Raw genomic sequence first — 26,767 nt, 5'->3', positions numbered from 1 at the left:
AGGCCATCAAGCCGGTACTCAAACTCATCCGGCCAGCGTGCGCGGCCGGGTACTGATCAGGGAGGTGATATGCGTAACGAACGCCTGAAACAACAGTGCCTTGCCGTGCTGGGCACCGCCAGGGACGTGGACAAAGGACTGTCCACCCGAGACATCGCTGACGCGCTGGATATTAGCGTGTACAAAACCCGATTGCTGTTGCTGGATCTTGAGAAAGAAGGGCGGGTTAAGGCGCTGCCGCGTGAAAAGCCCTGGCGGGGGGCGGCCCGGCGCTGGGCGGGTCGTTGATGACTGGCACAAGTGTGTGTTCAAACGCCTTCTTCCAGCTTGGGCTTGAGGCGATACAGCAGGTGCTGTCAGACCATTTGGGCAAGCAGATTCGCCTTCAGGGATTCTACTTTCCGACGATGCAAGCGCTGCTCGCCTGGAGCATGAATCCACGGCTCGCAAAGGGATGCATGATTGTGATTGCCGGCAGTAACCCGGTGCTGTCGGTGTTAAGCGGCCTGGTGGATCCGAAGCGCATCCTGCTGTCAGACGCGGGCGAATCCCGGCAGGCACTGATGGAGAAACTTTACATCAAGGCGCGATGCGCGCACCTGAAGGTGCCGGTAAAAAAAGAGGCCATTTACCTGACCCGGCGTGAAGTGATCTATATGCGCGCCTTTATACAGGGCAAACCACACCAGTCACACAGTAAACGTGACAGCGGTATTCGACTGGCTGTGATGAAGAAAATTGGGGCAACAGGGCCGGTTTCTCTGCTGATTCGTTTTCGCCTGTTGCGCGGCCTTAAAAGCGATTACCTGCTGAAACCTGCTCGGTTAGCGCACGGGCAGGCGGTGGAACAGCGCGGCGGCATCCCGCAGAACATCACGCCGACTGCGCAAAGAGACAGGCGTTGCCTCGGGCAGCCGGAAACACAACAGGACATTTTGCTATGTGGACAAAAGCGATATTGATAAAGCTCTGGGCCATTCTGGCGCTGGCAGGCAGTGTGAATGCCCATGGCGCGCTGACGGTTGATCGATCGCGCCTGATCCTTAATCAGGGGGAAAAGTCGATCAGCCTGAACGTAACCAACCGCAATGAAAAAGATCCCTACCTGGCGCAGGGCTGGATGGAAGATGTAGACGGAAAAAAAATCAGCGGTCCGCTGATGGTATTGCCGCCGGTGCAGCGTGTTGAAGCGGGCGGCAAGACGCTGGTGCGTATTCAGGTTCTCCCGGCCATCTCGTCGCTGCCGACAGACAGGGAAAGCGTTTTCTACCTTAATCTGCGGGAAATACCGCCAAAATCGGCTAAAGCCAACGTCCTGACGCTGGCGATGCAGATCCGGCTCAAAGTCTTCTATCGCCCTAAAGGACTGAACGTGGATCCGATGTCAGATACGGTTCCCGGCACGGAAACGCTGACGCTGATTAAGCAGGGAAACCAGTATGAAGTGCACAACCCAACGCCCTACCATTTTTCCTTCGTCGAAGTCAGACGAAGCCTGACCGGAAGCGGACTGGCACGTTTTGAACCCGTCATGGTGGCACCGAAAAGCCGCCAACTGCTCAGTCCGACCGTCAGTGAGTTAGGCAGCACGCCGGTTCTGATGTTCGTCAGCGATTACGGCAGCCAACGGTTGTTGCCGTTTATTTGCAACGGCAACACCTGCCAGGCAGAGAAATCGCGCATACCGGATGAGATTTCCTTTAGGCAACAGCAGGCGGAGCGCAATGAAAGCTAAATTCAGGCTGTGCAGCCTTCTGCTGCTGACTGCATTCATGGCGAGCAGCGTACAGGCAGAGGTTAACAATGGGGATATGACCACGCTGACCATCCGCGGCATTCTGGTGGAGACGCCGGAATGCGTGGTCAACAACCAGGAACCCATCGAGGTGGACTTTGGTGAGGATGTGGTGATTAGCCGAATAAACGGCGTTGATTATAAAAAGACACGAATCATGTACAGCCTGCTGTGTACATCCCTGGCTAAACAGGGGCTAAAAGTCACGATTATCGGCGAACCGGCTGCGTTTAATACTTCGCTGCTTGCAACCAGCAAATCGGCACTGGGTATTCAGTTAATGCATGAGAATGCCGCGCTGTCGCCGGGCAGCAGCGTTGCATTCAATTATAACGACGGCGCGTTGCCCGAATTATGGGCCGTGCTGGCAGTACAGAACAACGCTCTGCCCACGGCCGGTAACTTTACAGGTAATGGAACGATGGTGTTTGAGTATCAGTAAGGAGCCAGCATGCACCCTGTTTATATTCCGCTCGTGTTTAGCGCCGTATTCTGCTTGCCGTTTAACGCAGCCAGTGAGAACCCGAAGGCGGATGTGACGTTTCGCGGCACGCTAATCGAACGTATTCCCTGCACCGTTAATAACGGTGACACCATCACGGTGAATTTTGGTGATGATGTGATGACAACCCGGCTGGACGATGACAACAGCAATGTTTACAGCCGGGAGGTTGTGGTTCCGCTGGACTGCAGCTCACGCGATGTGCGGTTGCGCATTGATGGCATCACCTCGGCGTTCAACCCTGAACTGCTTGCCGGTCATCAGGCGGGATTCGGTTTTCGCCTGATCTATGGTGACAGAACGATGCCGCTCAACGACTGGATCCAAACGAACGTCAGCGCGCAGGGCATGCCCGATCTCACCTTTACCGTTCGGCCCGTCAGGCAGGAGGGCGTAACGCTCAACGGCGGAGAGTTCAGCGTCGTCGCGTCTTTGATAGCGAATTACCTGTAAACATGGAACATCATGACAAATCAAGGAGTCAGGATGCCTGGTTATGAAGGATATGCGAAAGGTCGACATCGGTGGCCCGGAATACGGATGGGCAGTCTGCTGTTGGGGGGATTAGCCCTGATTGCACCCGATGTCTACGCGAACAATCTTGCGCTCAAAGGAACGCTTATCACCCCGCCGTCCTGCATCCTTAACGGAGACAGCACGCTGGAAATCAGCTTTGGGGAAAGCATCAGAATTAAAAGCGTTCCCGATGGTCTGTATCGCCAGGCCGTTAACCCGGGGCTGGAGTGCGATAGCAGTAATCTGGCATGGAATTTGGTGTTAACCGTCGCCGGTACAGCGGCAGGATTTGATAACGAGAGCGCAACGGTCGTGACCGCAGAGCAGGCGGATCTGGGCGTGAAACTGTATATCGACGATGCGGCGTTTGAACTCAACAAAGCGTACAAGGTGAATGGCCAGACGCTACCGAAGATAGAAGCCGTGCTGGTTCAGCGTGAAGGTGCGGAGCTGGATGAAGGCGATTTCACGGCCAGGGTAACGTTACGCGCTGAGTTTCAGTGAAAACGGCGGGTGCCTTAACTTGAAAGGTGACGCCCACACGGCGCGGTTTTCACTCAAGGCGCCTCTCTGTCGCGAATCCTGTGGCGAAAGGCGGAGCTTAAGGCCTTTTGTAATGAATAGTCTGTGAGGAAACCTCATGCGTTTTTTTTATTTCCTAACCAGCGTGTTTTTTCTGCTGTTTTCGTCATGCCCGGTGAAAGCCTTATTGCATGAGAATGCACCTTTCCCGATTTTTGTGGGTAACACGCAAAAAGTGCCCGGCACACAGGTCGAATTTCATGTCGGACGCGCCACGAGTTACATCGATCCCCATCAACCTCACTACGTTACGGCAAACTCAGGGATTGCGATTTATTTTTACTGGTGCACACAAAGTGGTGGCAGTTGTGCAGGCCCCGGGAATACCAGTGTGCCACCCGAAAATATCATTGCTCGCGGGGAAGGCTGCCCCACCGATGACATACATCAATTTATCGATTGTCTGCATGAGAAAATAGATCCAGGCGGGCAATATATGGCGACCGTCCCTGATAATGTGGGGTCAGATTCGCGGCTGACGCGCGGCCGGGTTTGTTTACGCTATCTCAATGATGTTAATTCGGTGCTCGGCACAACGTTTACCTCCAGTTATAACTCTTGCAAGTTATCGCCGCCGACCCAAACCTGGTGCGCGATGGAAACTCCTAATGTGGATATCGATTTTGGCATAGTCCATGTGGGAGAGGCTGAAGGACAGACGCGGGAAAAGGATATCAGCGTGTATTGCTCGGGACCGGCCAACTATATTATCGATCTGACAAGTGAAGATTCCTCTGTCCCTTTAAGTAACGGCATGAAAGCCGAATTAACTATCGATGGGCAGTTGATACAATCCCAAAGGCTGGTTTCAACGGAGCAAGGCTCAACGACTTATAAGCTGCAAGCGGAATTGAAGGGGCAACCTGTGGCAGGGGCTTTTAACAGTACAGCAATACTGTTTATTTCCTACCCGTAATCGTGCTGGCAGGATTGATATTTACCGGGCCTGACAGGGCACAATGTTGAACGGGCCATTCTGGTCGGATCTAAACGCCTGTGGGAAGCCAGGCCTGTTAATCATCGCCCTCTGAGTCAGGGTAACAGGGAGCAACTGTTTTCACGCTGAATGCGCCCACTCATGGGCGCTGCATTTTAACCACTCAATGAGGCTGAGATGTCAGCTAAATCCCTGGCGATCCCCGCCATCCTGCTGGGCAACGTTATGCAGAACCATGGCGGCGGCCCCAAATGCGACGGTATCCGTGGCGGAGATATCCGGCAGGCAGATCTCGGGTTGCACGACACGGCTGCCCTTTAAGCTATCCAGCCTGGAGAAGTCGAGCCAGACCGCGAGCCTTTCACGAACGCTTTGAGGCAGAGTTCCCCCCACATAGATCGCCGCAGGGGCAAGAACAGCGTTCAGCATAAAGCCCAGACGAGCGATTTCCGGGCCTGTTCGTTCGATCCATTCGTCGAGAACGCTGACGTTTTCAGTAAGGAATCGCTGCCAGATGTCTTGTGAGCGCCCATCCGGTATCTGGCCGAGGCGATGCTGACACCATGCCGCAAGGTCAGTAAAGGAGGGGCGGGGCCTGTCGAGTGGCAGTAACAGACCAATTTCGCCCGCGTTGCCAAGATGACCGCGATAACGCTGTCTACCCAGAATAATGCCGCTGCCGACGCCTTCTGACAGATAGAGATAGAGAAAGTCTTCATGATTAGCCGCATTACCCAGTGCCATTTCACCCATCGCTGCAGCATTGGCATCATTCTCAATTAACACCGGACAGCCCAGCGCCTGCTGAATGGACTCGAACAGTCCGGGTTCATCCCAGGAAAGCACCTCGGGAGCCAGATGAAGGGGAGCAACGCCCCGCTGGAATCGCGTGGGCATGGCAATGCCTGCACCAATCACTAAAGTATCCGGAATGTGGTTTCTCTCAAGCAGGGCTCTGTGCCCTTTCTGAATCGCTGACCGGGCCGTGGCGAAGGTATCGTAAAGGCCGCGCAGCTCAATTTCGTCAACCCGCTTCCCTGTGAAATCAAGCAGCATCAGTGTAATAGAGAAGCGGCTGGCATGAACTCCAACGGCATAACCAATGGCGGAATTCAGCGTGAGATCAATGTGCGGAGCGCCCCGGCCAGACGGGCGACGCGCCCCTTCGACGATGATCCCTCGCCTGATGAGATCGCGGGTCATCATGCTGACGGCCGCCGCTGTTACGCCACAGCCCTCGGCGAGCTCGGCACGCGATGCGGCGTGGTTGCGACGCAGATAACGCAGCACTGCAGACTGCGTTGTACCGATTCCTTCCCAATGCTTCGATGAAGTCAATGCCGCTTCTCCCTGTCGTTGTCGCGTGGTCATGAACCTGTCATTTAAATAAATTAACTTACTTAAATAATAGGTACAACGGGAATAAAAACCATGTCGAAAAAACGCACTCTCCTGGCAAGCGTAATGATTTCCGCGCTCTGTGTCGGCATTGCCCATGCCGAAGAGATCACCATCAAACTCTCCACGCTTGCTGAGCGCAGCGCACCCAACCGCATCACCAATATTGAAGATGCCGCCGACATCATGAACAAGCAATTCAAGGCTGCGGGTGTCGATAAACATATTGTGATTCAGGCCAACAGCAGTGCGGTCAAAGGCTGGGACGACTTCGCGATGGACATGCTGAAGGCGATGTCCGTCGGGCAGGGGCCGGATATCTATGTACTGCCTCATGAGTGGATTGGCCAGTTTGCTAAGGACGGTTATGCCTTGCAAATGAACGATAAGATCGCTGCTGCGCCGTGGGTCTACAGCGATATCCTGCCTGTGCTGTGGGATGCAGCAAAAGCAAACGATGGCAAGATTTATGGCATACCGCAGGATGCCGAAATACGCATGTTTTTCTACAACAAAGATATGTTGAGAAAAATCGGCAAGGATGAAGCTTTTATTAACGCTATCCCTGCCAGGGTGGAATCCGGTGATTTTACGCTTGACGATCTGACTGCGCTGGCCAAAGAGGTCGTGGACGGTAAAGCGGCCCAGTATGGCATGCTGCACCGCCCGAACGTGGGTATTGATTATCTTATGGTTTTTCAGTCATACGGCGTGAAATTTATGGATGAGAAGACCGGCAAACTCATCTTCCCCAAAGCGGAAATGGCCGACGCCCTTGGCTGGTATGCGCGTAATGCTAAGCAGGGCGTTACGCCTGTCGATAATACGGCGATGAGCTGGGATGCCATTCAGGGTGCGTTCAAGCAGGAGAAGGCGTTTATTTTCCACCAGGGCGTTTGGGCGGTAGCCTGGCAACTGGGTGACAAAAATGGGGCCGTCTGGCCGTCGGACAAAGACGGTTATTTTCATAAGATAGGCTGGATTCCTGCTCCCGCGGCCAAAAAGGGCGGCCAGCCCTCAAACCTGTCGCATCCGCTTCTCTATACGGTGAATGCCAAAAGTAAAAATGCCGACATCGCTGCCGAACTCGTGGCACTGGCAACGTTGCCCTATTTTAACAACGAACATGCCGTAACCTCCTATCACACCGCCATCAGCAACGCGCAAACGGCGATGCCGAAATACCGGGATAACTGGGTGTTATCTGCTGCCTCGCCCATGATGGCGCATGCGAAGTTCGTGCCCAATCAGACGCAGTTTGGCAGCTACAACAAGGTACTGTTCAGCGGCCTTCAGGCCGTGGAAACAGGGAAAATGACCGCAAAACAGGCCGTGGATTTTATCGCTGAAGAGTTAGAACTGCAGTTCGGCGACGATATAGAAATCCGTTCGTCCGTTGCCAGCAAATAGGGTTTAGCCCGCCCAATGCGATCGTTAATATTGAGGGAGGTGAGATGATGTCGCAGTTCCAGCCTCGGGCGCACCGGCCCGCCCGGCCCGTCTTCTATCTCGCGCCCGCTATCGCGCTGTTGGTCGTCTTTTTCCTGGCGCCCATCATCGTCAATACCGTTATCGCCTTTACCGATATGGGCGCGGATCTTCGGGTCGGTCAATTGACACTGCATAACTTTGAGCGGATTGTGTCGCGTGATGCGCGTATTCCGGGCGTGCTACTAACAACGCTGATTTACGTAACGGCGACGCTGTTTCTTTTCAATGTCGGGCTGGGGGCGCTGCTGGCTATCACATCAACGGCAATCCCTGACCGACTCGGGAATCTGTTTCGCGGTCTCTGGCTTTTGCCGCGCATGTCACCGGCCGTGCTCTACAGCATTCTGTGGATATGGGTGGCCGATCCCACGCCGTCCGGTTTGCTTAATCAGATAACGGGTTCCTTCGGGCTGCAGCCGATGAATCTGCGCAATGATTTCCCCTTGTTTCTGATCGTGGTGGCAAATGGCCTGGTCGGCGCATCCTTTGCCATGGTCATTCTGACGTCAGCGATTCGTTCCATCCCTTCACATCTTGCCAATGCGGCACGGATAGATGGGGCGAGCGAGTGGGGCGTGCTGCGTTATGTTGTGGCCCCCGCGCTGTCTCAGCCCATTCGATTTATTACGATCTATCAGGGGCTCTCCCTGATGACGACCTACGAATACATTCTGCTCATCACCGGGGGCGGTCCCGTTTACGACTCCACACCTTATGCGCTCTACATCTACCGTCGTGCCTTTGAAAATGGTGCTTATGCCTATGGTGCGGCCCTGGCGCTGGGGTTGATGGTGATCGGCGTCGCCGCGACCTTAATACAGTGGCGTGTCAGCAATATGCGCGCGACATTCGCCGCGCCGAAAATCGAGGTATTGTGATGTCACGCGTCCAAACCACATCGGTTGCCACATCGAAATGGGCCCGTCTTGAACGCAGAGGTACCGTCAATCGTGTCGGCTTCCTTTCTGTGGTCATTCTCTTCCTGACGCTGATTTCGGTTCCGATCCTGCTGCCTTACCTCTGGCTTCTTGCGAAATCCCTGACCACCTCTGATGCATCTATCAGTCGGCTTGTTCTTTGGCGCACCAGCGCCATTGCGGGCGTGGCTTATCTCGGCGCGATCGTGCTTGCTTTTATGGCAGAGCGCTTGCGCAGGCCGGTATTGTCCTGGAGTGCGCTCGGCATCATCGTGCTGCTCCTCGTGATGATCTTTCTGATGCCCTATCTGACGTTGCACAACTACCGGTTTCTCTGGCTGCGGGATATCGCGAATACCGGCACAACGCGTGTGGATCTGATGCCGTCGGTCTGGACGGCACTGGGCAGCTCCCTGATCTTTGCCGTCTCTCAGACGCTGATTGTGACGATCGTCGCCACGCCAGCAGCCTACGCGCTATCCCGCTTTGCCTTTGCTGGCCGGGAAAATTTTCTTCGCGGTTTGCTGCTGTTACATGCTTTCCCCGCGCTGGCACTCACCATCGCCATCTTTATCCAGCTCCACTATATGGGCCTGCTCAACCATCTCTCCGGCGTGGTGATGGTCATGAGTGCGCTGGAACTGCCCTATGCGATCTTTATTCTTAAAGGCTTTTTTGACGGCGTGCCCTGGGATATTGAGATGAGTGCGGTGACTGATGGTGCCACCCGTTTTCAGGCCTTCCGCATGGTGGTGTTGCCCCAGGTGCGCAGCGGACTGATTGCGATCGCCACCTTTACCTTTCTGCGCGGTTGGGAGGAGTACGTCTTTGTTCAGACGTTACTCATCGACAAAAGCCAGATGACGATGAGCCTCTACCTCTTCTTTGTTGCACAGGACAATACGGGCGCGGATTACGGCATGATCGCCGCCGTCGGCATTATTTACCTGCTCCCCGTGCTCGTTCTCTACACCTTCACGCAGAAATACATCACCCAAATGAGTTTTGGCGGTATTAAGGGATAATTGTCATGGCCTCGATCACTCTCAACAATGTCACCAAAAACTGGGGCGAGACCCAGGTCCTGAAACCGATCAATCTTACCATTGAGAACGGCGAATTCGTCGCTATCCTCGGGCCATCTGGATGTGGTAAATCAACGACGCTGTTTCTGCTGGCGGGGCTTTATGCGCCAAGCAGTGGTGAGATCGCGTTTGACGGGCACAATGTGAATCGCATTGATGCCCGCGATCGTAATGTCGGTATCGTCTTCCAGTCTTATGCGCTTTACCCGAATTTGACGGTGCGTGAGAACATCGCGTTTCCGTTGCGCTTTAAAAAATTAGATAGAGATCAAATCGCCAGGCGCGTGGAAGAAGCGGCCAGTCTTGTACAAATCAGCGCACTACTCGATCGACGTCCGTCGCAGCTTTCAGGTGGGCAGCAGCAGCGCGTGGCGCTGGCTCGCGCCCTGGTCAAGGAACCGAATATCCTGTTACTTGACGAACCCCTTTCTAACCTTGATGCAACACTCCGTATCACCATGCGGACAGAGCTTAAGAATCTTCAGAAACGTCTTGGCTTCACCACCTTAATCGTCACTCATGACCAGATGGAAGCCATCACCATGGCCGATCGGATTATCTGTATGAATCAGGGCGAAATCGTCCAGATCGGTACGCCAGAGGATCTTTACCGACGTCCTGACGATCTCTTTGTGGCAGGATTTATCGGCTCGCCGCCCATGAATCTGGTGAAGGGGCAAGCCCTGGGGCGCTTCCTGCAACTGGGACAAATGTCACTCGAACTGAATCACGGATACGATGGCCCCGTCTGTTTTGGTCTGCGTCCAGAGGATATCAGCCTGGTTGCCCCTGATGATGCGCCGCTATGTGGAGAGGTGATGACCGTTGAGCCGATGGGACGCGAAGTGTTTTACACGATAGACACGCCAGCCGGCAGGCTCCATGCACTGGAATACGGTGAAGCAGTGCGTCATGCGCCCGGTTCCCGAATCGGTATCGCATGCCAATCCGCGCTGACCCTGATTTTTAATTCGTCCGGTAAACGCATTGTCGATCTTCATGCCAACCTCTCCGTATTCTGCCATCCCGGCAAACATGTCCATGCTGCCAGCTAACAGGAAATTACCCTAATGACCCGAATCGTCTCACATCGTGGCGCCAACCATTTTGCGCCAGAGAACACCTTCTTTTCCGCAGACCTGGCGCTGGAACAGGGGGCTGATTACATTGAGCTGGATGTGCGGGAAAGTGCCGATGGCGTGCTCTATGTCATCCATGATGAAACGCTGGATCGTACCACTAACGGCACCGGCCCTGTGGGTCATGCCTTATCGCGCGATATCGATGCGCTGGATGCAGGAAGCGGATTCGACGAGCGCTTTAAAGGTGCCATGGTGCCGCGGCTTGATGCTTATCTTGAGCATTTGCGCGGTCGCGCGGGCGTTTATATCGAGCTGAAATACTGCGATCCGGCTAAAGTAGCTGCATTGGTACGGGATCTCGGTATGGTCCGTGACACATTCTTCTTTTCGTTTTCCGAGGAAATGCGCCGCGGTCTTCAGGCCGCCGCGCCGGACTTTCGTAAAATGATCACCCTTGATATCGCGATGTCGCCCTCTCTTGTGAGAACCGTTCATCATGCATCGCTCATTGAGTTGAGCGTAGAACAGATGCGTAATCGCGCCATCCTTGAAGCGAGCCGTCAGGCCGAGCTTGAAATCATGGTTTATTACGGTGGTGACGACATAGCAATTCATCAGGAAATCGCGGCGGCGGGCGTCGATTATATTAACCTTAATCGGCCGGATATTTTTAGTACAATACGTAATCAAACAGCCATGTAATATGATCGAATAGCGCACCTGAAGGTGTTTTTCATTGGGAAGCACCTTTAGAACGTCGAAGCAAAATACTGCTTTGAAATCAAAATAATCTCGATGTTTGAATTGGACGAAGGTAGTGCAAGGTTTTTACAATGAAGAGAATATTTGGATAGTGAATTCTGATTTGATAAAAGTGTATTTCCAAAGGATGTAATTTGTACGCATAAGCGAAAAGATGTTTAACGTAAATGATTTTTTAAATGGTGCTATTTTTTATTATTACATTTAAGTTTTATATATGCATGCCGAAAAATATTTTCTTTTTTATATGCTAATTTCAATTTGAAACTCATTAAGGGTGAAAAAGGAAAAGCGAAAAATATTCTGACATTCTCTATCTTTAGATATTTTTGAGAAGGTTTTAGCTTGGTGGCTATATCTTAATTGTGTGATGAGTGTCATGGTTTTTTTGTTCAGGCAAGGTTTTCATTCTGTCTGAAACGATCTGAAAAGTTGCCCTGGATGTGCTGAATTTTTATAAAGCAACCAGGTTATATCTATTTTTTAATTTTCAATCTTTATTAAAAGCAATGATTTGACGTAAAGAAAAGAGCTTGGGAGTGATATGTTTCTTTAAATACATTGATATATGATTGCTGTGCTGGATTACTCCTATAAAAGAATTCGATGATAATTCTCCGTCAACAGAACATGTGGCATCTTAACTTTAAGCTATGATATGATATGATATGATAAATTTAATACCATATCGACTCAGGGCGCACTGAATGAACGATTTTGAGCAAAAACTTCTCGATAACGGTTTTTCTGCCAAGAATATCGGTAAACTCAAAAGCATCATTAACAAAGATGAATCTAAAAAAGACACACTTCAGAGTCTCGTGATTGATCTTAGCAAACGCTTTTGGGGAGGGGTCATTGCTCTGGTTATTTTGGCTCTAATTGGATTGAACGGCATTTTTAATGCAGACTCTTCAAATGCCATCCCATACATCATCGTCCTGACTTTCGCTTTCTTCGTGGTGTATTTCGTCACGCCTCTTAACTTAGCCTGGAAATCATACAAATTTATCAGGAAGAATAAACATTAGTTCTGTGCAGGATTGTTTTTCATTTGGTAAAGGTTCATACCTATTCCAGTTCCCTTGTGTATAGCACCCAAACCTTTGAGAGCGAGTGCTGGTTTACTCAGAAGCTGGACTTTGCGATAGTGATCGGTTGGTAGATATTTGTATAACCTCCATGCTTCAGGTTTTAGGGTAAGCTTGAAAAGGCCATAGTATGATGTTGTCAGGTCCACGACCTGGTAGGTTAACAATCCTAAGCGCTTATCAAAACCGAGAAAATCGGCTGCGTCTTCATATTTATCTCTTACTGGGTTAGATGGGTGAGGCACACCACTTAGCTTACCTATACTCTCAATCCCAGAACCCACACCATTCATCATCAGGGCTGAGCCTGCCACTACTCCGATAACATTGCCTGTTGTTACAGAGCCTACGATTAGACCAACCCCTGCAACAATTTGCATGCCACTCAGCACGACGCCGATACCGTCAATGACATACCCAATGACTTTTTCATGGTCATGGTAAAACTGCACAGAAGACGATACGACAGCTTCTCCTGTTCTGAGCATCCTGTCTTGAATCTTCAAGTTTTGGGTTTCCTGCTTGAGATTTTGGATGCACTCCTGACATTTGTCATCCGAGGTAGCAGTGCGGATGGTTTGAAGCTGCGAGCGGCTAAACTCTCGCACTTCATCCTGAAACTTCAGGCGAACAAGGGCATCCTTGAGATGGAACTGTGAGAGGGATGTTGCCACATTGACTAAGTGGTTGGCCTCCAGGCTTGCCATAGTCAGAAAGTAGCTTGATTGCCTGTTTCTGTCCCAGTAGTTGTCCATAACGATACCTTTGTTTAGCAGGATTTATCGAATATTAAAGTAGCGTGGGTTAAGAAACAAAACAAATACATCCAAAGCAAGGTTTGAAGAAGAGGGGGCAATGAACCCGGGATTTGACGTAGCGAAGGACAGGAGAGATTGATTCGTCTTTAACGCTTCGTCATGTAAGTGGCCTGATGTTGTTTATGAAGACACATCTAAGTTTTTAGTAGCTTAACTGAAGGAAGAAGGGTTCAGATGAATGTCTAAAATGAGGTTAAGTAGACTTGAAGAAAGGCATACATGGTGTCCCCTGCAGAAATCGAACTGGCGGTTAGTTTACTGATTTAAAAGGTTTTTATCGAAATTAAGTGTTTTATACCATCATAGATACCAACACTAAAAAATAACCTTAAAAACTGTTGTGAGACACTGAAAAAAGCGTCTTAATTATACTCAATTTTATCAGCCGTTGTTACTGTTTCACAGCTTGTTGATTGAAGAGCTGGTTCAAGGTGATGATGAGCTGACTTCTACATTGAGCTATAAAACACAAATGTAAGGCCTCGGTATGGATACGGTTCAGATCTACAAAGAGCTACAGGCTTGGTTTGACTACGACAACTATGTTGATGTTGAGTCTTGCACTTTGAAAGGCTTACATAAGGAGTTACAGGTAAGAAAGAACATCCTCGATTCAATTGAGTTTTTTGGAGAAGGGGATGTTTATTTAGACCAGATCTTTGCAGGTAACCCTCTAATTAGTACAAGAATTGACCTCGACACTCATCTGGCAGAAAGCCAAACGCACATACGACAAGTCACTTTTGGTCATATTGAAAGCCTCAGAAGATCACTTGAAATGTTCTCGCAAGAATCGTTTGTCAAAGGTAGAGATCAACTTAAGAAAGAGGTCAGGGAGAAGCCACTTACTCAAAGTATGAGAGCCGTTGTTCTGGGAACAAACGAAAGCCGTGTGTATACCTACTTTGACCTCGAAAGCTCTTCGGATGACGAAATCATAGGCTCGCTTCGTGCGCTACTTCCTATGTGGAGGAAAGAGTATGGAATCAAGGGCAGGAAGCAAGAGGCTTTCGGGCTGGGAAAGATTCTAAAGTTGGTTGACTACCGTATCCTTCCAATGATTGATCTGCTCTTGTGGGCTAAGTTAAATGATGTCTCTCTTTCTAACACCATCCTTTCCAGAGTGCTTTATCCTAAGCTGACTGATAAGGTTAGAGGAGATGAGCAACTCAAAGACACTGATCGTCCAATAGCTGAAAGAGCATTGTCAGGTGAGACCTGTAAAAACATTGAGGGTTTCATAAACAAAAACAATGATCTTCGTGATGTTAAGCTTTTAGATTTAAGAAAATTGTATTAATTAACAACCCTCATGGCATTTATTTAACTCAAACTTTGCATTTGAGACAGGGTTGGATCGAGATAAATATTTATTACCCACAACAGTTATCTGTTTTTTAATTTTTAAAATCAATAGGTTATGTGGAGTGGTGGGATGTGTAGAAGAGAAAGGAGGGATACAAGAATGTGGTATTGGAAGAGTACCTTTTTACTCAACTGTAGTTAAAAAATTGCTTAGAAGAGAGAATTTTAAGCATTATCAAGCTATTGTAAGGAAGATAAAAATGGTAGAATCAAAGCTAAATTGAAAAGTTATTATAATCAACGAGTTAAAAAATTATGAACACAAAAAAGAAAAGCACGCAAGGTAATCCACAGAATAAGAACAAAGGGGATTTTCTTGTTCGAAGAGTGCAACCAACATTTCCACATGGAGCTACTTCTAATGTTGCAGGGCCCAATTTAATATTAGAATTTGTAGGTGCCAACGTTGCACCAGATAGAAGAGAGGTTTTTTCTGCGATTATTTTAAATAAAAAAATAGCAATAGATATTAAAAAAAGATTGGATGAATACCTTGAGTATTTGAAAGATTATAAAGAAGATGATATTGATGTCTAATTTTGGGAGATTGGAAAATGAATGAAGACTCTTTGAAAAACTTCTTTAATAGTACAAGTGCTAATTTAAAAAAGTTCTCAATTGAAGAGGTTACCAGTAATTCTCAGGTTAGCGAAACTAAGTCAATTTATCTTATTGAAAGAAGTAGTAGCAAGTATGTCGCATCCTATTATACTAACCCAGAACAGTCTGCGACGAAGTCTGTGGCAAAGCACAACCAAAATTTTTCAGATTGGATGCAATTTCTTGAAAATAAAGCTAAAGAAGCTTTAGAAAATAAAAAAAAGGAAAAGGATAGTTATTACATAGTACAGCAACTAAAAAAAGAAGTTCAAAGTAAATGTAAAGAAAAAAAATATAACTATTTAGAGACTCTATTGGCGAATGATAATTTCAATATTGAAGTTAGTTTGCCTTCACTGTTTAATAGCATCAGATTTACATATGAAATGTCGTCAGATGTAATAGACAAGTCTGTATTTTTTATAGATACTGATTCCCAGTATGTTAATATGGCCTTTGTAAACAGCGAAAGTAGGCTAGATTTAACATTTAAAGATAATGGTGAAATAAGTTTTAGATTTATAGACTGTGATGGCGGACGCATTAGAATCACTGGAACATCATTCTTTGGCTTAGGTGGTAATCAAAAAGAAACAAGAAAAATAAATAAATTAATTGGATTGGCTAAAAAGGATTTTTAAATGTTCCATATCTTATTAAACGATAAAAAAGAAGAAAATAAATTAGATATCGATTTTATAAGGATTTGGAGATTAGCAACCAGAAAATTGAGAGAAACTCAACTTGATGATAATAAAGGAGTGATTTTTAATATCGTTACTCCTGATGCATTTAATTTAAAGCCTGCACATCGTTCAGTATCTCTCAATAGGTTAGAAATAGAAACAGATAATGAAGATGAAGACTCCAGAAATAATAGAAAGGTAATGGCATGTAAAGTTTCGAATTCACTTGATGAAAATGTGGCCTCAATTTTTATAGGGGCGGAGGATTTTTTGCAAGCTAAGTTGTCCGAAGATCCTGAATATGCTGAACTCCTTAATTTCTTTAAAATTGAGAGAACCCCCGGTGGAAGTTTCAGTTATGGTGGAATAAATGCTTGCCACTATGACCTAATTTATTTGTCAAAACTTGGGCGTGAATTATTGTCAGGTGACGAAGAATTCAAAGAAGATTATATAATAAATACAAAAAGACTAATTAGCGAGTTGGCTAAACTACCACAATCATCTCTCATACCTTAACTACCAAAATTTTATTCTTACTATTCGATTTACATAAATAAGTTCGAATCATAAGGATTTGGACTTATTTATTGGGTTTTTATTAGCTATATAATCATTATTGAAAAGTGTGTGAGTTTCTAATAAGTCAAGAGGAGAAACAAAAAAATTATTTACCTCCATAATTATCTATAGCAAGCTTCAAATAGAAAAAAATTTTGAATACATCCCTTCAAAGCCTGTTCCCGTCTACTTAGTATCAACTCATCGACCAGACGAGGAGATACAACCATGAACACATCTACTACACAAACCACACGACTCATCCGCTTACCTGAAGTGCTACATAAAACAGGTTACAAGAAAGCATGGATTTACCGATTGATCTCTGAAAATAGATTTCCTAAACCTATCAAATTAGGTTCGAGAGCTGTGGCCTTTATTGAGGCGGAGATCGATCAGTGGGTTTCTGACACCATCAACAATTCTAGAAAAGCAGGATAGTAAGTATCCAGAACAACAACAACGACAAAGCGAGGATAATGTGGAAATAAAAGAATTCCTTAGTATTGGGAACTTTTCAAAGCTTGTGAATCAAGAAACCTTTGATAAAAATTTCAATGCTGAAGCTATTAGATTATTACCTATGAATACATTAAGTAAGAAATCTGTGGCCTGTTTAAGCTATTACCTCGAAGATAGCGAATACAATCCATTTCAGTTTTTACCTGAGTTAGATGAAGAGAGCCGAAACTATATCTATGAAACCATACTGTCAGTGGTCAAATGTAATGAGCTACTCAGAGGGTTATCAAAGAAAATCACACAGAATGAAATTAATATCGCTGTAAAAAAGACTGAAAAGGGCGAAGACTATGTGTTGCTATGTGGCTTAAGTATTAAAAGAAGTATGCTCAACCATTATGTGGACACAATGCCGGATCTTCTGCCAGATGAAGATTCATTTATGACAGATGATATTGAACTTCTTAAGCTAAGCACTGAAGATATAACAAGAATTTTGCTGTGTGACATGTTGGAAAGAGAAGCATTGATAATTCATATGGGAGATGAACTCCGTAGTAAAGCTAAAAATATTCAAGAGGAATACTGGAACGAAGTAGAAAGTATTTACAATGGACGAACAACAATACAAATTACTATTTAAAATATCATCATTTTAAAAATGTAAAGTTTTAAGATTAAAAAATAGTTAAATTTAACGGAATACTTTACAAATTATTTTTTGGTGCCGCTGTATTACTTATGCAATAAGGCTTTATTAGTTTTTCTTCTTGAATCGGGTATGACTACTTCTAACTAGCCGTACTGGTTTCTTTCACGTGAAAGAAATTTTTTTAAGTATCTAAATGAATTATAAATAAATCTAAAAACAACAAAATAAAATTGCAAAGTTTAAATTGGTAAAATAATGATAAGCCGTAGTGATTACTAAATGTAAAGTTTTCGGAGGGTTATTATAATGTCATTTAAAATAAAAAAATTTGTCATGAGCAATGGAGAGCGAGGTTGCTTGATTCTCAACAAAGAAACACTGCTGCCAGTTTACTATCAGAACCTTTATCTCACAACTAATGTCAGGAACAGAAGTGCGACTGCATCTACGATGGAGATAGTCGCAACGAATCTACTTATCCTTAGCAATTTTATGGAAAGTAGGAAAATCAACATCATTGATAGGATTGAAACCAAGCGGTTCCTAAGTGTAGCCGAAGTCGATGACCTGATACGGTATGCAAAGCAAAGATTCGATCAACAAAAAATTACGAATGTAAGATTACTAAAAGGAAAGCAGATTGCTACAAGAACTTTTAGTTACAGGATACACGTTTTTTCAAGCTATCTAAATTGGTTGTGCGGATTGATCCATTCTATGAAGAGAATCCATGCCAGATATGAAGTCGAAAGTTTTATTGAAAGCATAAAGGCGCACTTCCCGCGAAATCGCTCACTCAGCATCAATGACAGAACTGACAAATCGATAAGTGAAGAACAAATAAAAACTCTGTTTAAGCTGTTGGAAGTCGGAGGGAGTCAAAATCCCTTTCAGAAGGAGGTTCAAGTGAGGAATAGGCTCATTTTTACCTTGCTACTGAATTGTGGGTTGAGAGCAGGTGAATTACTAAATCTTAAAGTAAATGATCTAAATCTTAGAAATAACACACTAAGTATCTTCAGAAGACATGACTGTATTGAAGACCGGAGACTGAATCAGCCATTAGTTAAAACTGGTGAAAGGGTAATCCCATTATCAGACGAGTTAGTAATGGAGATATTCGATTACATACATACTTGTAGAAGTGAAATTACGAAAAAGAAAAAACATGACTTCTTATTTGTAACTCACAGCGCAGGTAAAACGGTAGGAGAACCACTATCAGTTTCAGCATATGAGAAAATAATTTCAACCATTAAAAAAGCAAACCCGGAATTAAAGAATTTATCGGGGCATAGATTGAGGCATTCATGGAACTATTTCTATTCGAATGAAATTGATGGTTCAAATTTGGAAATCAGTCGAAAATCAGGATTGAGATGCTATCTCATGGGGTGGTCAAAAGATTCTAAAATGTCTGAAAACTATAATTTTAAACATTTATCAGAAAAAGAAAAGGAAGTTATTGGAAGAGTTTATGAATCTTTGAAAAAGATAACTGAGGGTCAATATAATGGAAACATGTAACCTAAGAAAAGAGAATCTGGTTTTTGCAAAGATGCAGGAGTATAGCTTCATTCTTTCTGATATTAAATGGCAATTAGATAAAGAGACTTGTATTTTCCCATATAAGATTGCCGACAAAATGCCAAAGTCAATGCGTATTGGTTACCTTACTACCTTGGCTTACTTTTCGGCTGAATACAGTGCAGGTTACACAAAAAACATAAACCAGATTTTTAGTCAATGGTTAGGGATGATAGACCTTAAGACGATAGATGCAAATGCGGTTTATCAATTTAATGTTAATTTAGGCCCTGAGAAAAACTACAAACTAAACTCTATAAAGAAGTTTCTAACGAAGTGGAAAAAGCTCGGTTATGTAGGAGTTGAAACCTCAGCTTTAACAATGCTGGAAAAAATAAAAGTTAAAACTAATTTGACAGGAGAAGCCGTCAAACGAAGAGACCCAAATACTGGACCGCTAACTGGAGAAGAGCTGGAAGTCGTTCTTAAGAGTATCAGCAATTTGTTAAAAGAAGATAAAATTCCCATGTATCTTTATTGCTATGTCATTCTTTTAGCAACAACGGGAAGGAGGCCTTTACAGTTAACTTCTTTAAAAGCGAAAGATCTCATCAGAACGGGAGAAGGTTGGTTTCTAAACATACCGAAAGTAAAACAAAGGAAGGACTTTAGAAGTGAGTTTAGCTTGGTAAGTATCGATGACTGCCTTTATGAAAAACTAACAACCTTGGTTGATGTGAATCAAAAACATATCGAAGATAGTATTAATCAGGGCATTGGTTATATAAGAAATGAATTACCTATATTCATGGACTCCAAAAAATCCATATCAATTCAGTCTGGTCAAAGTTTGGACACCATTATGGCAACTGATTTTTTACATATGAAGAATTCATTTATCTCTAAAGAATTAGATAAAATTACCACTAAATTTAATATCCAGTCATCAAGAACCCATAATCCTATAAGGCTGAATGCCAGACGATTCAGGTATACCCTTGGTTCTCGTTTAGCAAAGGAAGGAGCCTCAGTTGAAGTGATCGCTAAAGCATTAGACCATAAATCTATTAAATCATCAGGGATATACGTAAAAAATAGCCCAGATAATGTTCACTATATTGATATGAAACTTCATTCATTTTTTGAACCTCTATCGAAGATATTTCAGGGTGTCGATAGCATACAGAACAAGAAGCTCTTTACAGAATATGTTTTAAATTCTTTTGGATTCACTGATTGTAAACACGAACACATAGAGTGTTTTACCTGCAAAAACTTTAGAGCCTGGAGTTCTTAATGACCAATGTGATTTTATTCGAGCCAATCAATGCTAACAACCCAAATTTAAATGTTGAGAATTTTATTAAATTTTGCAAGGGTAATGTTTTCAACTCTAACTTAGCCAGTTCATGGGAAAGCAATATATGGAAGGGATGTTACAGATTCAATAAATTTGATATCAACAATAATCGAAATAGCAAAGATAGATTAGATGATGGTTTTATTGATTTTGCTAAGGCTTATATGTTTCATATTCACTCGTTTAACAAGGCAAAGTTAAACCAGAATGCTTTGGCAATGTTGAAGATCGTTGAGTTTATTTTATTGAAATCATACGGTGAAGCTAATGTAGCCAAATGTAATAATAACATTTTTGATGAGTGTGTAAGAGTAGCATCCGCTAAATATACGAAATCAACAGCAGTTGGAATTGGTAAGGAACTTGAAAAACTACGTTTGTTTTTGAGTGAAAACAGAATGACAAGCTCATCATATTTTTTTTGGGTAAATCCGTTAAGGCATAAAATAACTCAAAGTTGGCAAGGTTATGAACCTTCTCTGGAAGGGCACTCAAAATTACCAGATATAAAGTCCGTCATAGCCATTGCGGAGATTTTCTCAAAAGATGAAAGCCAACTGTCTGTGAGGGATATTTTCACAACGTCTGTTCTTGCACTGCTGATGTGTGCACCAGGACGAATCTCGGAAATATTAAGCCTTCCTGCGGATTGTGAGATTACAGAGCATGATGAGAACGGCATTGAACGATATGGTCTAAGGTTTTTTTCAGCGAAGGGGTATGCTGGAGACATCAAATGGATTCCTTCAGTAATGGTCCCTGTAGCTAAAAAGGCCATAGCCCGGTTGAGAAAGTTGTCCACCCATCCAAGGTTTGTTGCAAAAACGATGGAAGGGAAGGTTCCTGAGTCATACAGATATGGACTCTTTAGTAAAAAACCTCAAAATTTTCCCTGGTATGATGAAGAGAAGAAAATCAAATATTCAAATGCTTTGTGTCTGTTATTTGAGGGACAATTATGTAAGAAAACGAGCAATCATTTGGCACCTTTGTTCAGACCCACTGCTCAGTTTTTTAGATCGGATATTGATGCCTTTGCAAGTATCAAAGGCACTACAAACTTGTTTAAAAGACACGGTTATATTAACGAAGATGGTAGCCCGTATTCGCTTAGGACCCATCAATTAAGACATTTGCTCAATACGTTTTCTCAAATCAATGGCATGGACGAGTTTAGCATCGCCAGATGGTCTGGAAGGAAGTTGGTCTCACAAAATGTTTCCTACGATCACCGATCACACTTACAAATGATAAAACTCATGAAAGATAAAACTTCAATGGGGGCCGGTAACAGTCACAGGAAAAAAGAAATAGCTGTTATGGACATAACTGGTTTCGATTTATTGAATGATGGAGCTGTGCTTGTCACTAAGCATGGCTACTGTAAGCACTCATATGTTTTTGAGCCTTGTAGTTATTATCCCTTACAAGACTCTGGAACGGATGATGGCCAACTAATGATGATACATACTAAAATTCTTGAAAAAACCAATTATGATAAAAATGATGGGAATGTTAATGCTGATAAATGGTATAAATTTCAAACTAAAATAATAAAAGGAGAGTAAATGGCTAAACATATTACTGGTTATGATGAAAAATTGATAATGAAAGTTATTAATACCTGGAATGACGAAGAGAAGCTGACCTGGGAGGCTTTATGCGACGAGTTGATAAAGGTCATTGGGAAAAGACCTTCAAGGCAATCTTTGAGTAGTCATGTTAAAATTGCGCATTGTTTTAATTCAAAAAAGATGCTTCTCAAGGCTGGTGTAAGAGAAACATGTTTTGTTAGACCTGCTAATTTAAAAATTGCTTGTCAGAGAATAAAAAGACTCGAAACTGAAAACGAAGCTTTAATAGCATTGAATAACAAATATTTAGAGCAGTTTAAGATATGGCTGTATAACTCTCATTTAAATCAAATAACAGTCGATGAGCTTAATCGTCCTTTACCTAAAAAAGATATTCAAATAGAAATTGATAGGTTTTAACTATTGACATGATTGAATATTATGATATTTCTTTAAATGTCAGGATGACATTCACAACAGCAAGGATGCTACTATGAATAAATTAAACAGATATTTGCCAGATCAGAAGTTTTTGATACTCCTTAATCGCTTCATTCTTAGATACGATGAATCAGACTGCAATAAAGAAAAAATCGTAAAAGATGCCTACCTGTTCTGTGTTGGATACTTTTTGAAGTATCAGCAGGACTATCAGAATCCATATCTGAAGGGACCAAGCAACATAATTGCAGTTTTGAGTTCTGCTTTACTCAGTCCAAACTTCTATACAATACCTTCAACTGTCAGCCTTGAACGAGTGCTGTATTTCTACAAGTTTATCATCGAATATATTATCTGGAATGAGTATGAAGTAGAAAGAATATTTGCTACTCAAAAACAGAGCTTTACGCCTTCACCAGAGCTTAAATCAGATGGTTTCAAAATGAAGAAAAGGGTTTAGGATATACTTTTTATTCAGTATGGCGATACAATAACTATGCCATATGATTTTTACACTTTACTCAGGGCGAGTGTTCTGCAAATGGATCATATGGCATCTCTGCTTTAATGTATGGTATATTTTCTTTTATCTTATGGCTTTTCAGGATGATGAAATGAACGATTTTGAGCAAAAGCTCCTTCAGAATGGATTTTCGGCGAAGGATATCCGCAAGCTTAATGAAATTCTTACCCGAGATGAGAACAAATCAGATACACTCCAGTCTCTCATTCAGGAGCTGAGCAAGCGCTTTTGGGCTGGTATAATTTCAATGCTCATTATTTTATCAGTTTTCATTTATGGTATAGCGAAAGGGCATAAAGAAAGCCTGATTTCTTATGCAATCATCCTTATCATCGGTGCCATAATCGTTTACTTTGTCATACCAATGAATCTGGCCTGGAAAGCACACAGGTTTGCAAGTAATAGCAAAAGTTAGTTTCCATTTTGGTTCTGATTCATCTGATAGAGGTTTACACCTATAGCGCTACCTTTCCAGACTGCTGTTGCACCTTTTAAAGCCAAGTCTTGTTTGCTCATAATCTGCACCTGGCGATAGTAATCAGTAGGGAGATACTTGAATATTCTCCAGGCCTCGGGTTTCAAAGTCAGTTTGAAAATTCCGTAGTAAGATGTAGTGAGATCAACTACTTGGTAAGCAAGCAGACCCAGGCGTTTATCAAATCCAAAAAATTCAGCTACATCCTGATAAGCTTCAATCACCGGATTGGAAGGATTCGAAACTCCTCTTAACTTGTCTATGCTTTCCGCCATCGAACCTGCACCATTAGCAATCAATGCAGAACCAGCAATAACACCGATAACATTTCCACTGAACAGTGATCCAGCAAACAAGCCTACCCCAGCCACCAACTGAACAGTCCCAAGAACAACTCCGATGCCGTCGATGACATAGCCAATGATCTTTTCATGGTCATGGTAAAACTTCACAGAAGACGAAACTACGGCTTCTCCTGTTCTGAGCATCCTGTCCTGAATCTTTAGGTTTTGGGCTTCTTGCTTAAGATTTTGGATACACTCCTGACACTTATCATCCGAGGTAGAATTGCGGATTGTCTGGATCTGCAAGCGGGTGAACTCCCTTATTTCATCCTGGAACCTTACACGGACGAGCGCATCCTTGAGATGGAACTGTGAGAGGGATGTGGCAGCATTGACTAAGTGATTAGCCTCAAGACTTGCCATGCTTAGAAAGTAGTTTGATTGTCTGTTCCTGTCCCAGTAGTTGTCCATGATTAAAAGCCCTTATTAAAAAATCAATAATAATAGAAGGATTCTTTGAAAATCAATAATCTTCTTAATTATGATTTACCATAGGTATTTGCTTTGATGACAAAATAAACAGGTTTATAATACCAACCACGAAGAAACCAATGACCTCTACCGGGTTTTCTTTTAAGTTTCTCCATAACATCGATTGCATCTTCCCAAGTAATAGGGTGGCTATCCTTCTTAATGGTATTGCAAATATCCTCTTGCTCTATTATTTTAATTGGCTGCGTACAATAAATTGAATGTTCTCCCTCATTCTCTTCCGTCAAAAATAAAACTTCTTGATTAACTGATTCATTTTTAGGGATGTTAATCCAAATTTTTTTTGAGTCACTGAGTTCATATATGTTTTTAGCAAGTGGGAAACCGCAAAAAACAGTTATGGGCATATTTTTAGCAGCAGCGTTAAATTCAAATATATAGTTATTTATCTTCCCTTGAAGTATGTAGTTTTTCTTTGTGTCTACTTTGGGTCTACGTGAAAAGAAGGCAACTAAGTATACATTTTCATTGCCATGCAAATGTTTTGAAGTTAAATTACCCTCTCTTGTCTTCCAGTATTGGATTGGTGCATTTTCACCCAAGCTTTTAATTAGCTTTGAAAATTCTGGAACTAAAGAATATTCGACTGTTTTTTCAGAACAAAAACTTATCATATTTGATTTCTCTCAAGTTTTTTGATTAGGAAATATTAAAATAATTATTGGATAAATATGGCTAGGTGAGTGAGTTTTGATAGTTTTTAAAAAACTCAACAAAATTTTTAGCTGCGTGAGTGTTAGATACCATATATTCTTCTGTTACACCACTTTGAGACCAGAATGTAAGATTTCCATAAATACAAATCGGAATTTGATAATTGTCTTTAAATCTACGATCAGGAGAGCCATTCTTGTTCGTCTTAGCCCAAGTATAGCCAGCTATTTCTGTGTCCTTAGGAACATCTTCTTCCTCATGAAATCCATGAGCCTCACAACTGATGTCTAACTCTCTTATATCTACTAAAGCAAATGCCCCATCTACACGAGGGATCACAGCAACACCTGGATAGAGCAAAATATCGTCACCATTGATATTTTCAAAGCGCATAGCCTTTCCTGCGAACTGAATAAGCTCAGTAGAGCTGTAACCGAAACTTACGGGATGACGATTTACAGCTCTCGTTGCGAGAGTTCTTTCCGCGAACTGATCAGTAGACTTATCGGCGGTTATATCCCATTTTTTTATACTGGACTTTAAAGCGTCAAATGCACGAACCATTGCTGCATATGCTCGCTGTGAAGCATCACTGCTTTCGAAGTTTATAGCGATTTTGGTGTTTTCTTCCCACAATTTTAAACGAGATATTTCGGCCTGCGTTTGAGGTAACTTTATCTCAAGTTCAGCAATGCTTTTCTTATAAAACCATCGGAAAAAGCTTGATTTCCGACGTGTTAATTCTTCTTTTTGCATTGATTCTTCTGTAAGAGCTTCTTTCAAATCAGACTTTACTTCCTCTCTTTGCTCTCGTGCTTTAGCAATTAAATCTCTCAAAGGTAAAAGTGAGGTACTTGTTAAAACTTCAACTGATGCACTTGATATCTCATTCATACCGCATTGAGGCATATATATTTTTGCATTGGAAGGAATGTTGTCATCAAATGATTGCGGTATATCGAATAAATGCTTTTGGGATGCAATATCTGGCTCTTCAATGATTGAAGGTTTGGTTTCATAGGGTATAGTCGATGTAGAATATGATAAACCCGAACCAGGCAACCCAAATGTTGCTTTTACCCCTCTTTGTCCGAAATTAACCGTTGCTCCAGGCACTCCTATACTTGCGCTAATACCACTTTTGGAAATGTTAAGACGGACTCCAGGAAAGAGGGTAAATGTTTTTCTGAAGCGGAGAGACATAAATAATTCCTTGTGATAGTGAGTTAAGGAGTGATAATTGCTAACCCCTTAACTCATTAATATTTTAGTGCCAAGTTTGAAAATATATTAAAATCGCTCGCAAAATTCTATATTTAATGCTAAAAACTTTTCAGTATTAGTTTCTTTTAATAAGAATTCTTATTATCAATTCGACTGTAATGCGCTATTTTCAATGAAGGTTTTACGAGCAACATTTCCAACGATATTGGTTGAAACACCATCGAAAGTGCCCCCTATGATCCCGCCTACAATAGGTATCATCTTGCCTAAATTTATAGCTCCTTTTTCACCAAACTTCGTCAGCAGTCTAAAACCGACCTGCTTATTGATGGCAAAAATGGTTTCTTTTGAAATACTTTTGATCAACTGAGTGGACATTTTGGAACCAATGATGATACCCGTGCTTTTGAGTATATCTTTTGCGGCATTCCCAGCAAGGCAGCTATAGACAATGGTTTTTACGCGATCATCTTTCACATCATATCCGCCCATGAGAGCGATAGCCGTGATCATGCGGATTTGAACGTAAATGACTGTAGCTATGCTTGCGGGGATTGCTACAGGGAGGGTGATGATTCCCCCAAGGCCGGAGACAAATCCTGTTGTGGCTGATTTAGTATTTTGCCATCGAATGAGGGAGTTTACTTTTTCAACTAAAGTGTCATCACCTTTCAGATAGCTTTCCGCCATTTCATAAGCAGAGTCTGTTCCTGGTATGCTTCCATCCAGAGCCTTATCATAGGCCCAGTTTAGAGCCTGCATGATTTTACCTTCGTTTAACGCTTCAGCCATTCTAAGTCCCTATTGAAATTTTGTGAAAACATAGAACTTATCGGAATGGTTAAGTTTAT

General features: G+C 43.6%; 31 protein-coding genes. 25 read left to right on the top strand and 6 right to left on the bottom strand.

Annotated features, from left to right (window positions below):
* Positions 1–69 precede the first annotated feature (69 nt).
* The 7 genes from ACPXSQ_RS10500 (at position 70) to ACPXSQ_RS10470 (ending at position 4,311) form a co-directional block, all read left to right on the top strand.
* Complete coding sequence (locus tag ACPXSQ_RS10500) at positions 70–288, top strand: FaeA/PapI family transcriptional regulator (protein WP_014605330.1); 219 nt, start codon at positions 70–72, stop codon at positions 286–288.
* Positions 288–962, top strand: a complete 675-nt coding sequence (locus ACPXSQ_RS10495; RefSeq protein WP_426143637.1) for a hypothetical protein — start codon at positions 288–290, stop codon at positions 960–962. Before ACPXSQ_RS10500 ends, ACPXSQ_RS10495 begins: the two co-directional genes overlap by 1 nt.
* Positions 941–1,735, top strand: a complete 795-nt coding sequence (locus ACPXSQ_RS10490; RefSeq protein WP_015699801.1) for a fimbria/pilus periplasmic chaperone — start codon at positions 941–943, stop codon at positions 1,733–1,735. Before ACPXSQ_RS10495 ends, ACPXSQ_RS10490 begins: the two co-directional genes overlap by 22 nt.
* Positions 1,725–2,237 (top strand): fimbrial protein, encoded by a 513-nt coding sequence (locus ACPXSQ_RS10485; protein ID WP_072138912.1) that lies wholly within the window; start codon positions 1,725–1,727, stop codon positions 2,235–2,237. The genes ACPXSQ_RS10490 and ACPXSQ_RS10485 overlap by 11 nt, the downstream gene beginning before the upstream one ends.
* Before the next feature lie 9 nt (positions 2,238–2,246).
* Positions 2,247–2,750 carry a fimbrial protein gene (locus ACPXSQ_RS10480; RefSeq protein WP_072138911.1) on the top strand — a complete coding sequence of 168 codons (504 nt, stop codon included), beginning with the start codon at positions 2,247–2,249 and terminating at the stop codon, positions 2,748–2,750.
* An 87-nt stretch (positions 2,751–2,837) separates the two neighbouring features.
* Positions 2,838–3,317, top strand: coding sequence for a fimbrial protein (locus tag ACPXSQ_RS10475; RefSeq protein ID WP_233516634.1), 480 nt, complete (start codon positions 2,838–2,840; stop codon positions 3,315–3,317).
* A gap of 136 nt (positions 3,318–3,453) precedes the next feature.
* On the top strand, positions 3,454–4,311 hold the full coding sequence (locus tag ACPXSQ_RS10470; RefSeq protein ID WP_013026593.1) for a hypothetical protein: 858 nt from the start codon (positions 3,454–3,456) through the stop codon (positions 4,309–4,311).
* 201 nt (positions 4,312–4,512) lie between these two features.
* On the opposite strand, the gene ACPXSQ_RS10465 is transcribed toward ACPXSQ_RS10470, so the two are convergent.
* Positions 4,513–5,703: an ROK family transcriptional regulator gene (locus ACPXSQ_RS10465; protein WP_042676770.1), complete on the bottom strand. Its 1,191-nt coding sequence runs from the start codon at positions 5,701–5,703 to the stop codon at positions 4,513–4,515.
* 60 nt (positions 5,704–5,763) lie between these two features.
* Between ACPXSQ_RS10465 and ACPXSQ_RS10460 the strand changes: the two genes are divergently transcribed.
* From ACPXSQ_RS10460 to ACPXSQ_RS10435, 6 genes are all read left to right on the top strand, one after another.
* On the top strand, positions 5,764–7,140 hold the full coding sequence (locus ACPXSQ_RS10460) for an ABC transporter substrate-binding protein (protein WP_014594220.1): 1,377 nt from the start codon (positions 5,764–5,766) through the stop codon (positions 7,138–7,140).
* Between the two features lie 44 nt (positions 7,141–7,184).
* Complete coding sequence (locus ACPXSQ_RS10455; protein WP_013026590.1) at positions 7,185–8,099, top strand: carbohydrate ABC transporter permease; 915 nt, start codon at positions 7,185–7,187, stop codon at positions 8,097–8,099.
* On the top strand, positions 8,099–9,163 hold the full coding sequence (locus ACPXSQ_RS10450) for a carbohydrate ABC transporter permease (protein WP_014594219.1): 1,065 nt from the start codon (positions 8,099–8,101) through the stop codon (positions 9,161–9,163). Before ACPXSQ_RS10455 ends, ACPXSQ_RS10450 begins: the two co-directional genes overlap by 1 nt.
* 5 nt (positions 9,164–9,168) lie before the next feature.
* Complete coding sequence (locus ACPXSQ_RS10445; protein ID WP_015699810.1) at positions 9,169–10,278, top strand: ABC transporter ATP-binding protein; 1,110 nt, start codon at positions 9,169–9,171, stop codon at positions 10,276–10,278.
* Between the two features lie 15 nt (positions 10,279–10,293).
* The gene (locus ACPXSQ_RS10440; RefSeq protein ID WP_014594217.1) at positions 10,294–11,007 is read left to right on the top strand and encodes a glycerophosphodiester phosphodiesterase family protein; all 714 of its coding nucleotides are present in this window, start codon (positions 10,294–10,296) and stop codon (positions 11,005–11,007) included.
* Positions 11,008–11,774: 767 nt separating this feature from the next.
* Positions 11,775–12,098 carry a hypothetical protein gene (locus ACPXSQ_RS10435; RefSeq protein WP_013026586.1) on the top strand — a complete coding sequence of 108 codons (324 nt, stop codon included), beginning with the start codon at positions 11,775–11,777 and terminating at the stop codon, positions 12,096–12,098.
* Here the strand turns inward: ACPXSQ_RS10435 and ACPXSQ_RS10430 are convergent.
* Positions 12,095–12,913: a DUF4225 domain-containing protein gene (locus tag ACPXSQ_RS10430; RefSeq protein WP_426143628.1), complete on the bottom strand. Its 819-nt coding sequence runs from the start codon at positions 12,911–12,913 to the stop codon at positions 12,095–12,097. The genes ACPXSQ_RS10435 and ACPXSQ_RS10430 overlap by 4 nt on opposite strands.
* Positions 12,914–13,463: 550 nt before the next feature.
* Between ACPXSQ_RS10430 and ACPXSQ_RS10425 the strand changes: the two genes are divergently transcribed.
* The 12 genes from ACPXSQ_RS10425 (at position 13,464) to ACPXSQ_RS10370 (ending at position 23,142) form a co-directional block, all read left to right on the top strand.
* Positions 13,464–14,276, top strand: coding sequence for a DUF6387 family protein (locus tag ACPXSQ_RS10425; protein WP_426143626.1), 813 nt, complete (start codon positions 13,464–13,466; stop codon positions 14,274–14,276).
* A gap of 320 nt (positions 14,277–14,596) precedes the next feature.
* Entirely contained in the window at positions 14,597–14,878 is a 282-nt protein-coding gene (locus ACPXSQ_RS10420) for a hypothetical protein (RefSeq protein WP_426143624.1), read from the top strand.
* Between the two features lie 17 nt (positions 14,879–14,895).
* On the top strand, positions 14,896–15,582 hold the full coding sequence (locus tag ACPXSQ_RS10415) for a hypothetical protein (protein ID WP_426143622.1): 687 nt from the start codon (positions 14,896–14,898) through the stop codon (positions 15,580–15,582).
* Positions 15,583–16,146, top strand: coding sequence for a hypothetical protein (locus ACPXSQ_RS10410; RefSeq protein WP_426143620.1), 564 nt, complete (start codon positions 15,583–15,585; stop codon positions 16,144–16,146). It begins immediately after the preceding gene.
* Between the two features lie 270 nt (positions 16,147–16,416).
* Positions 16,417–16,629 (top strand): helix-turn-helix transcriptional regulator, encoded by a 213-nt coding sequence (locus tag ACPXSQ_RS10405; RefSeq protein WP_127833770.1) that lies wholly within the window; start codon positions 16,417–16,419, stop codon positions 16,627–16,629.
* Between the two features lie 40 nt (positions 16,630–16,669).
* The gene (locus ACPXSQ_RS10400) at positions 16,670–17,293 is read left to right on the top strand and encodes a hypothetical protein (RefSeq protein ID WP_426143617.1); all 624 of its coding nucleotides are present in this window, start codon (positions 16,670–16,672) and stop codon (positions 17,291–17,293) included.
* A gap of 315 nt (positions 17,294–17,608) precedes the next feature.
* Positions 17,609–18,829: a tyrosine-type recombinase/integrase gene (locus ACPXSQ_RS10395; RefSeq protein WP_426143615.1), complete on the top strand. Its 1,221-nt coding sequence runs from the start codon at positions 17,609–17,611 to the stop codon at positions 18,827–18,829.
* Positions 18,816–20,126, top strand: a complete 1,311-nt coding sequence (locus ACPXSQ_RS10390; RefSeq protein ID WP_426143613.1) for a tyrosine-type recombinase/integrase — start codon at positions 18,816–18,818, stop codon at positions 20,124–20,126. The genes ACPXSQ_RS10395 and ACPXSQ_RS10390 overlap by 14 nt, the downstream gene beginning before the upstream one ends.
* Entirely contained in the window at positions 20,126–21,757 is a 1,632-nt protein-coding gene (locus tag ACPXSQ_RS10385; protein WP_426143611.1) for a DNA-binding protein, read from the top strand. The genes ACPXSQ_RS10390 and ACPXSQ_RS10385 overlap by 1 nt, the downstream gene beginning before the upstream one ends.
* The gene (locus tag ACPXSQ_RS10380; protein WP_426143609.1) at positions 21,758–22,183 is read left to right on the top strand and encodes a hypothetical protein; all 426 of its coding nucleotides are present in this window, start codon (positions 21,758–21,760) and stop codon (positions 22,181–22,183) included. It begins immediately after the preceding gene.
* Positions 22,184–22,256: 73 nt separating this feature from the next.
* On the top strand, positions 22,257–22,664 hold the full coding sequence (locus tag ACPXSQ_RS10375; RefSeq protein WP_028725047.1) for a hypothetical protein: 408 nt from the start codon (positions 22,257–22,259) through the stop codon (positions 22,662–22,664).
* A 154-nt stretch (positions 22,665–22,818) separates the two neighbouring features.
* Complete coding sequence (locus ACPXSQ_RS10370) at positions 22,819–23,142, top strand: hypothetical protein (RefSeq protein ID WP_426143607.1); 324 nt, start codon at positions 22,819–22,821, stop codon at positions 23,140–23,142.
* On the opposite strand, the gene ACPXSQ_RS10365 is transcribed toward ACPXSQ_RS10370, so the two are convergent.
* The 4 genes from ACPXSQ_RS10365 to ACPXSQ_RS10350 form a co-directional block, all read right to left on the bottom strand.
* Positions 23,139–23,957, bottom strand: coding sequence for a DUF4225 domain-containing protein (locus ACPXSQ_RS10365; protein WP_426143605.1), 819 nt, complete (start codon positions 23,955–23,957; stop codon positions 23,139–23,141). The genes ACPXSQ_RS10370 and ACPXSQ_RS10365 overlap by 4 nt on opposite strands.
* 68 nt (positions 23,958–24,025) lie before the next feature.
* Positions 24,026–24,652: a hypothetical protein gene (locus tag ACPXSQ_RS10360; RefSeq protein ID WP_275267294.1), complete on the bottom strand. Its 627-nt coding sequence runs from the start codon at positions 24,650–24,652 to the stop codon at positions 24,026–24,028.
* A 61-nt stretch (positions 24,653–24,713) separates the two neighbouring features.
* The gene (locus ACPXSQ_RS10355) at positions 24,714–25,895 is read right to left on the bottom strand and encodes a DUF4236 domain-containing protein (RefSeq protein WP_426143603.1); all 1,182 of its coding nucleotides are present in this window, start codon (positions 25,893–25,895) and stop codon (positions 24,714–24,716) included.
* 165 nt (positions 25,896–26,060) lie between these two features.
* A complete protein-coding gene (locus ACPXSQ_RS10350) occupies positions 26,061–26,708 on the bottom strand; it encodes an EcsC family protein (RefSeq protein ID WP_058707759.1) in 648 nt (215 codons plus the stop codon).
* Positions 26,709–26,767: the final 59 nt, after the last annotated feature.

It is taken from the genome of Pantoea sp. EEL5 (assembly GCF_049892805.1).
Classification (GTDB): Bacteria; Pseudomonadota; Gammaproteobacteria; order Enterobacterales; family Enterobacteriaceae; genus Pantoea; species Pantoea ananatis.
The sequence above is the reverse complement of the archived record's forward strand: the minus strand, read 5'-3'. Positions and strand labels throughout refer to the sequence as shown.

Excerpts from the sequence above, each read along its gene's own strand:
- ACPXSQ_RS10500 (WP_014605330.1), top strand. The coding sequence starts at position 70 with ATGCGTAACGAACGCCTGAAACAACAGTGCCTTGCCGTGCTGGGCACC.
- ACPXSQ_RS10495 (WP_426143637.1), top strand. The coding sequence starts at position 288 with ATGACTGGCACAAGTGTGTGTTCAAACGCCTTCTTCCAGCTTGGGCTT.
- ACPXSQ_RS10490 (WP_015699801.1), top strand. The coding sequence starts at position 941 with ATGTGGACAAAAGCGATATTGATAAAGCTCTGGGCCATTCTGGCGCTG.
- ACPXSQ_RS10485 (WP_072138912.1), top strand. The coding sequence starts at position 1,725 with ATGAAAGCTAAATTCAGGCTGTGCAGCCTTCTGCTGCTGACTGCATTC.
- ACPXSQ_RS10480 (WP_072138911.1), top strand. The coding sequence starts at position 2,247 with ATGCACCCTGTTTATATTCCGCTCGTGTTTAGCGCCGTATTCTGCTTG.
- ACPXSQ_RS10475 (WP_233516634.1), top strand. The coding sequence starts at position 2,838 with ATGGGCAGTCTGCTGTTGGGGGGATTAGCCCTGATTGCACCCGATGTC.
- ACPXSQ_RS10470 (WP_013026593.1), top strand. The coding sequence starts at position 3,454 with ATGCGTTTTTTTTATTTCCTAACCAGCGTGTTTTTTCTGCTGTTTTCG.
- ACPXSQ_RS10465 (WP_042676770.1), bottom strand. The coding sequence starts at position 5,703 with ATGACCACGCGACAACGACAGGGAGAAGCGGCATTGACTTCATCGAAG.
- ACPXSQ_RS10460 (WP_014594220.1), top strand. The coding sequence starts at position 5,764 with ATGTCGAAAAAACGCACTCTCCTGGCAAGCGTAATGATTTCCGCGCTC.
- ACPXSQ_RS10455 (WP_013026590.1), top strand. The coding sequence starts at position 7,185 with ATGATGTCGCAGTTCCAGCCTCGGGCGCACCGGCCCGCCCGGCCCGTC.
- ACPXSQ_RS10450 (WP_014594219.1), top strand. The coding sequence starts at position 8,099 with ATGTCACGCGTCCAAACCACATCGGTTGCCACATCGAAATGGGCCCGT.
- ACPXSQ_RS10445 (WP_015699810.1), top strand. The coding sequence starts at position 9,169 with ATGGCCTCGATCACTCTCAACAATGTCACCAAAAACTGGGGCGAGACC.
- ACPXSQ_RS10440 (WP_014594217.1), top strand. The coding sequence starts at position 10,294 with ATGACCCGAATCGTCTCACATCGTGGCGCCAACCATTTTGCGCCAGAG.
- ACPXSQ_RS10435 (WP_013026586.1), top strand. The coding sequence starts at position 11,775 with ATGAACGATTTTGAGCAAAAACTTCTCGATAACGGTTTTTCTGCCAAG.
- ACPXSQ_RS10430 (WP_426143628.1), bottom strand. The coding sequence starts at position 12,913 with ATGGACAACTACTGGGACAGAAACAGGCAATCAAGCTACTTTCTGACT.
- ACPXSQ_RS10425 (WP_426143626.1), top strand. The coding sequence starts at position 13,464 with ATGGATACGGTTCAGATCTACAAAGAGCTACAGGCTTGGTTTGACTAC.
- ACPXSQ_RS10420 (WP_426143624.1), top strand. The coding sequence starts at position 14,597 with ATGAACACAAAAAAGAAAAGCACGCAAGGTAATCCACAGAATAAGAAC.
- ACPXSQ_RS10415 (WP_426143622.1), top strand. The coding sequence starts at position 14,896 with ATGAATGAAGACTCTTTGAAAAACTTCTTTAATAGTACAAGTGCTAAT.
- ACPXSQ_RS10410 (WP_426143620.1), top strand. The coding sequence starts at position 15,583 with ATGTTCCATATCTTATTAAACGATAAAAAAGAAGAAAATAAATTAGAT.
- ACPXSQ_RS10405 (WP_127833770.1), top strand. The coding sequence starts at position 16,417 with ATGAACACATCTACTACACAAACCACACGACTCATCCGCTTACCTGAA.
- ACPXSQ_RS10395 (WP_426143615.1), top strand. The coding sequence starts at position 17,609 with ATGTCATTTAAAATAAAAAAATTTGTCATGAGCAATGGAGAGCGAGGT.
- ACPXSQ_RS10390 (WP_426143613.1), top strand. The coding sequence starts at position 18,816 with ATGGAAACATGTAACCTAAGAAAAGAGAATCTGGTTTTTGCAAAGATG.
- ACPXSQ_RS10385 (WP_426143611.1), top strand. The coding sequence starts at position 20,126 with ATGACCAATGTGATTTTATTCGAGCCAATCAATGCTAACAACCCAAAT.
- ACPXSQ_RS10380 (WP_426143609.1), top strand. The coding sequence starts at position 21,758 with ATGGCTAAACATATTACTGGTTATGATGAAAAATTGATAATGAAAGTT.
- ACPXSQ_RS10375 (WP_028725047.1), top strand. The coding sequence starts at position 22,257 with ATGAATAAATTAAACAGATATTTGCCAGATCAGAAGTTTTTGATACTC.
- ACPXSQ_RS10370 (WP_426143607.1), top strand. The coding sequence starts at position 22,819 with ATGAACGATTTTGAGCAAAAGCTCCTTCAGAATGGATTTTCGGCGAAG.
- ACPXSQ_RS10365 (WP_426143605.1), bottom strand. The coding sequence starts at position 23,957 with ATGGACAACTACTGGGACAGGAACAGACAATCAAACTACTTTCTAAGC.
- ACPXSQ_RS10360 (WP_275267294.1), bottom strand. The coding sequence starts at position 24,652 with ATGATAAGTTTTTGTTCTGAAAAAACAGTCGAATATTCTTTAGTTCCA.
- ACPXSQ_RS10355 (WP_426143603.1), bottom strand. The coding sequence starts at position 25,895 with ATGTCTCTCCGCTTCAGAAAAACATTTACCCTCTTTCCTGGAGTCCGT.
- ACPXSQ_RS10350 (WP_058707759.1), bottom strand. The coding sequence starts at position 26,708 with ATGGCTGAAGCGTTAAACGAAGGTAAAATCATGCAGGCTCTAAACTGG.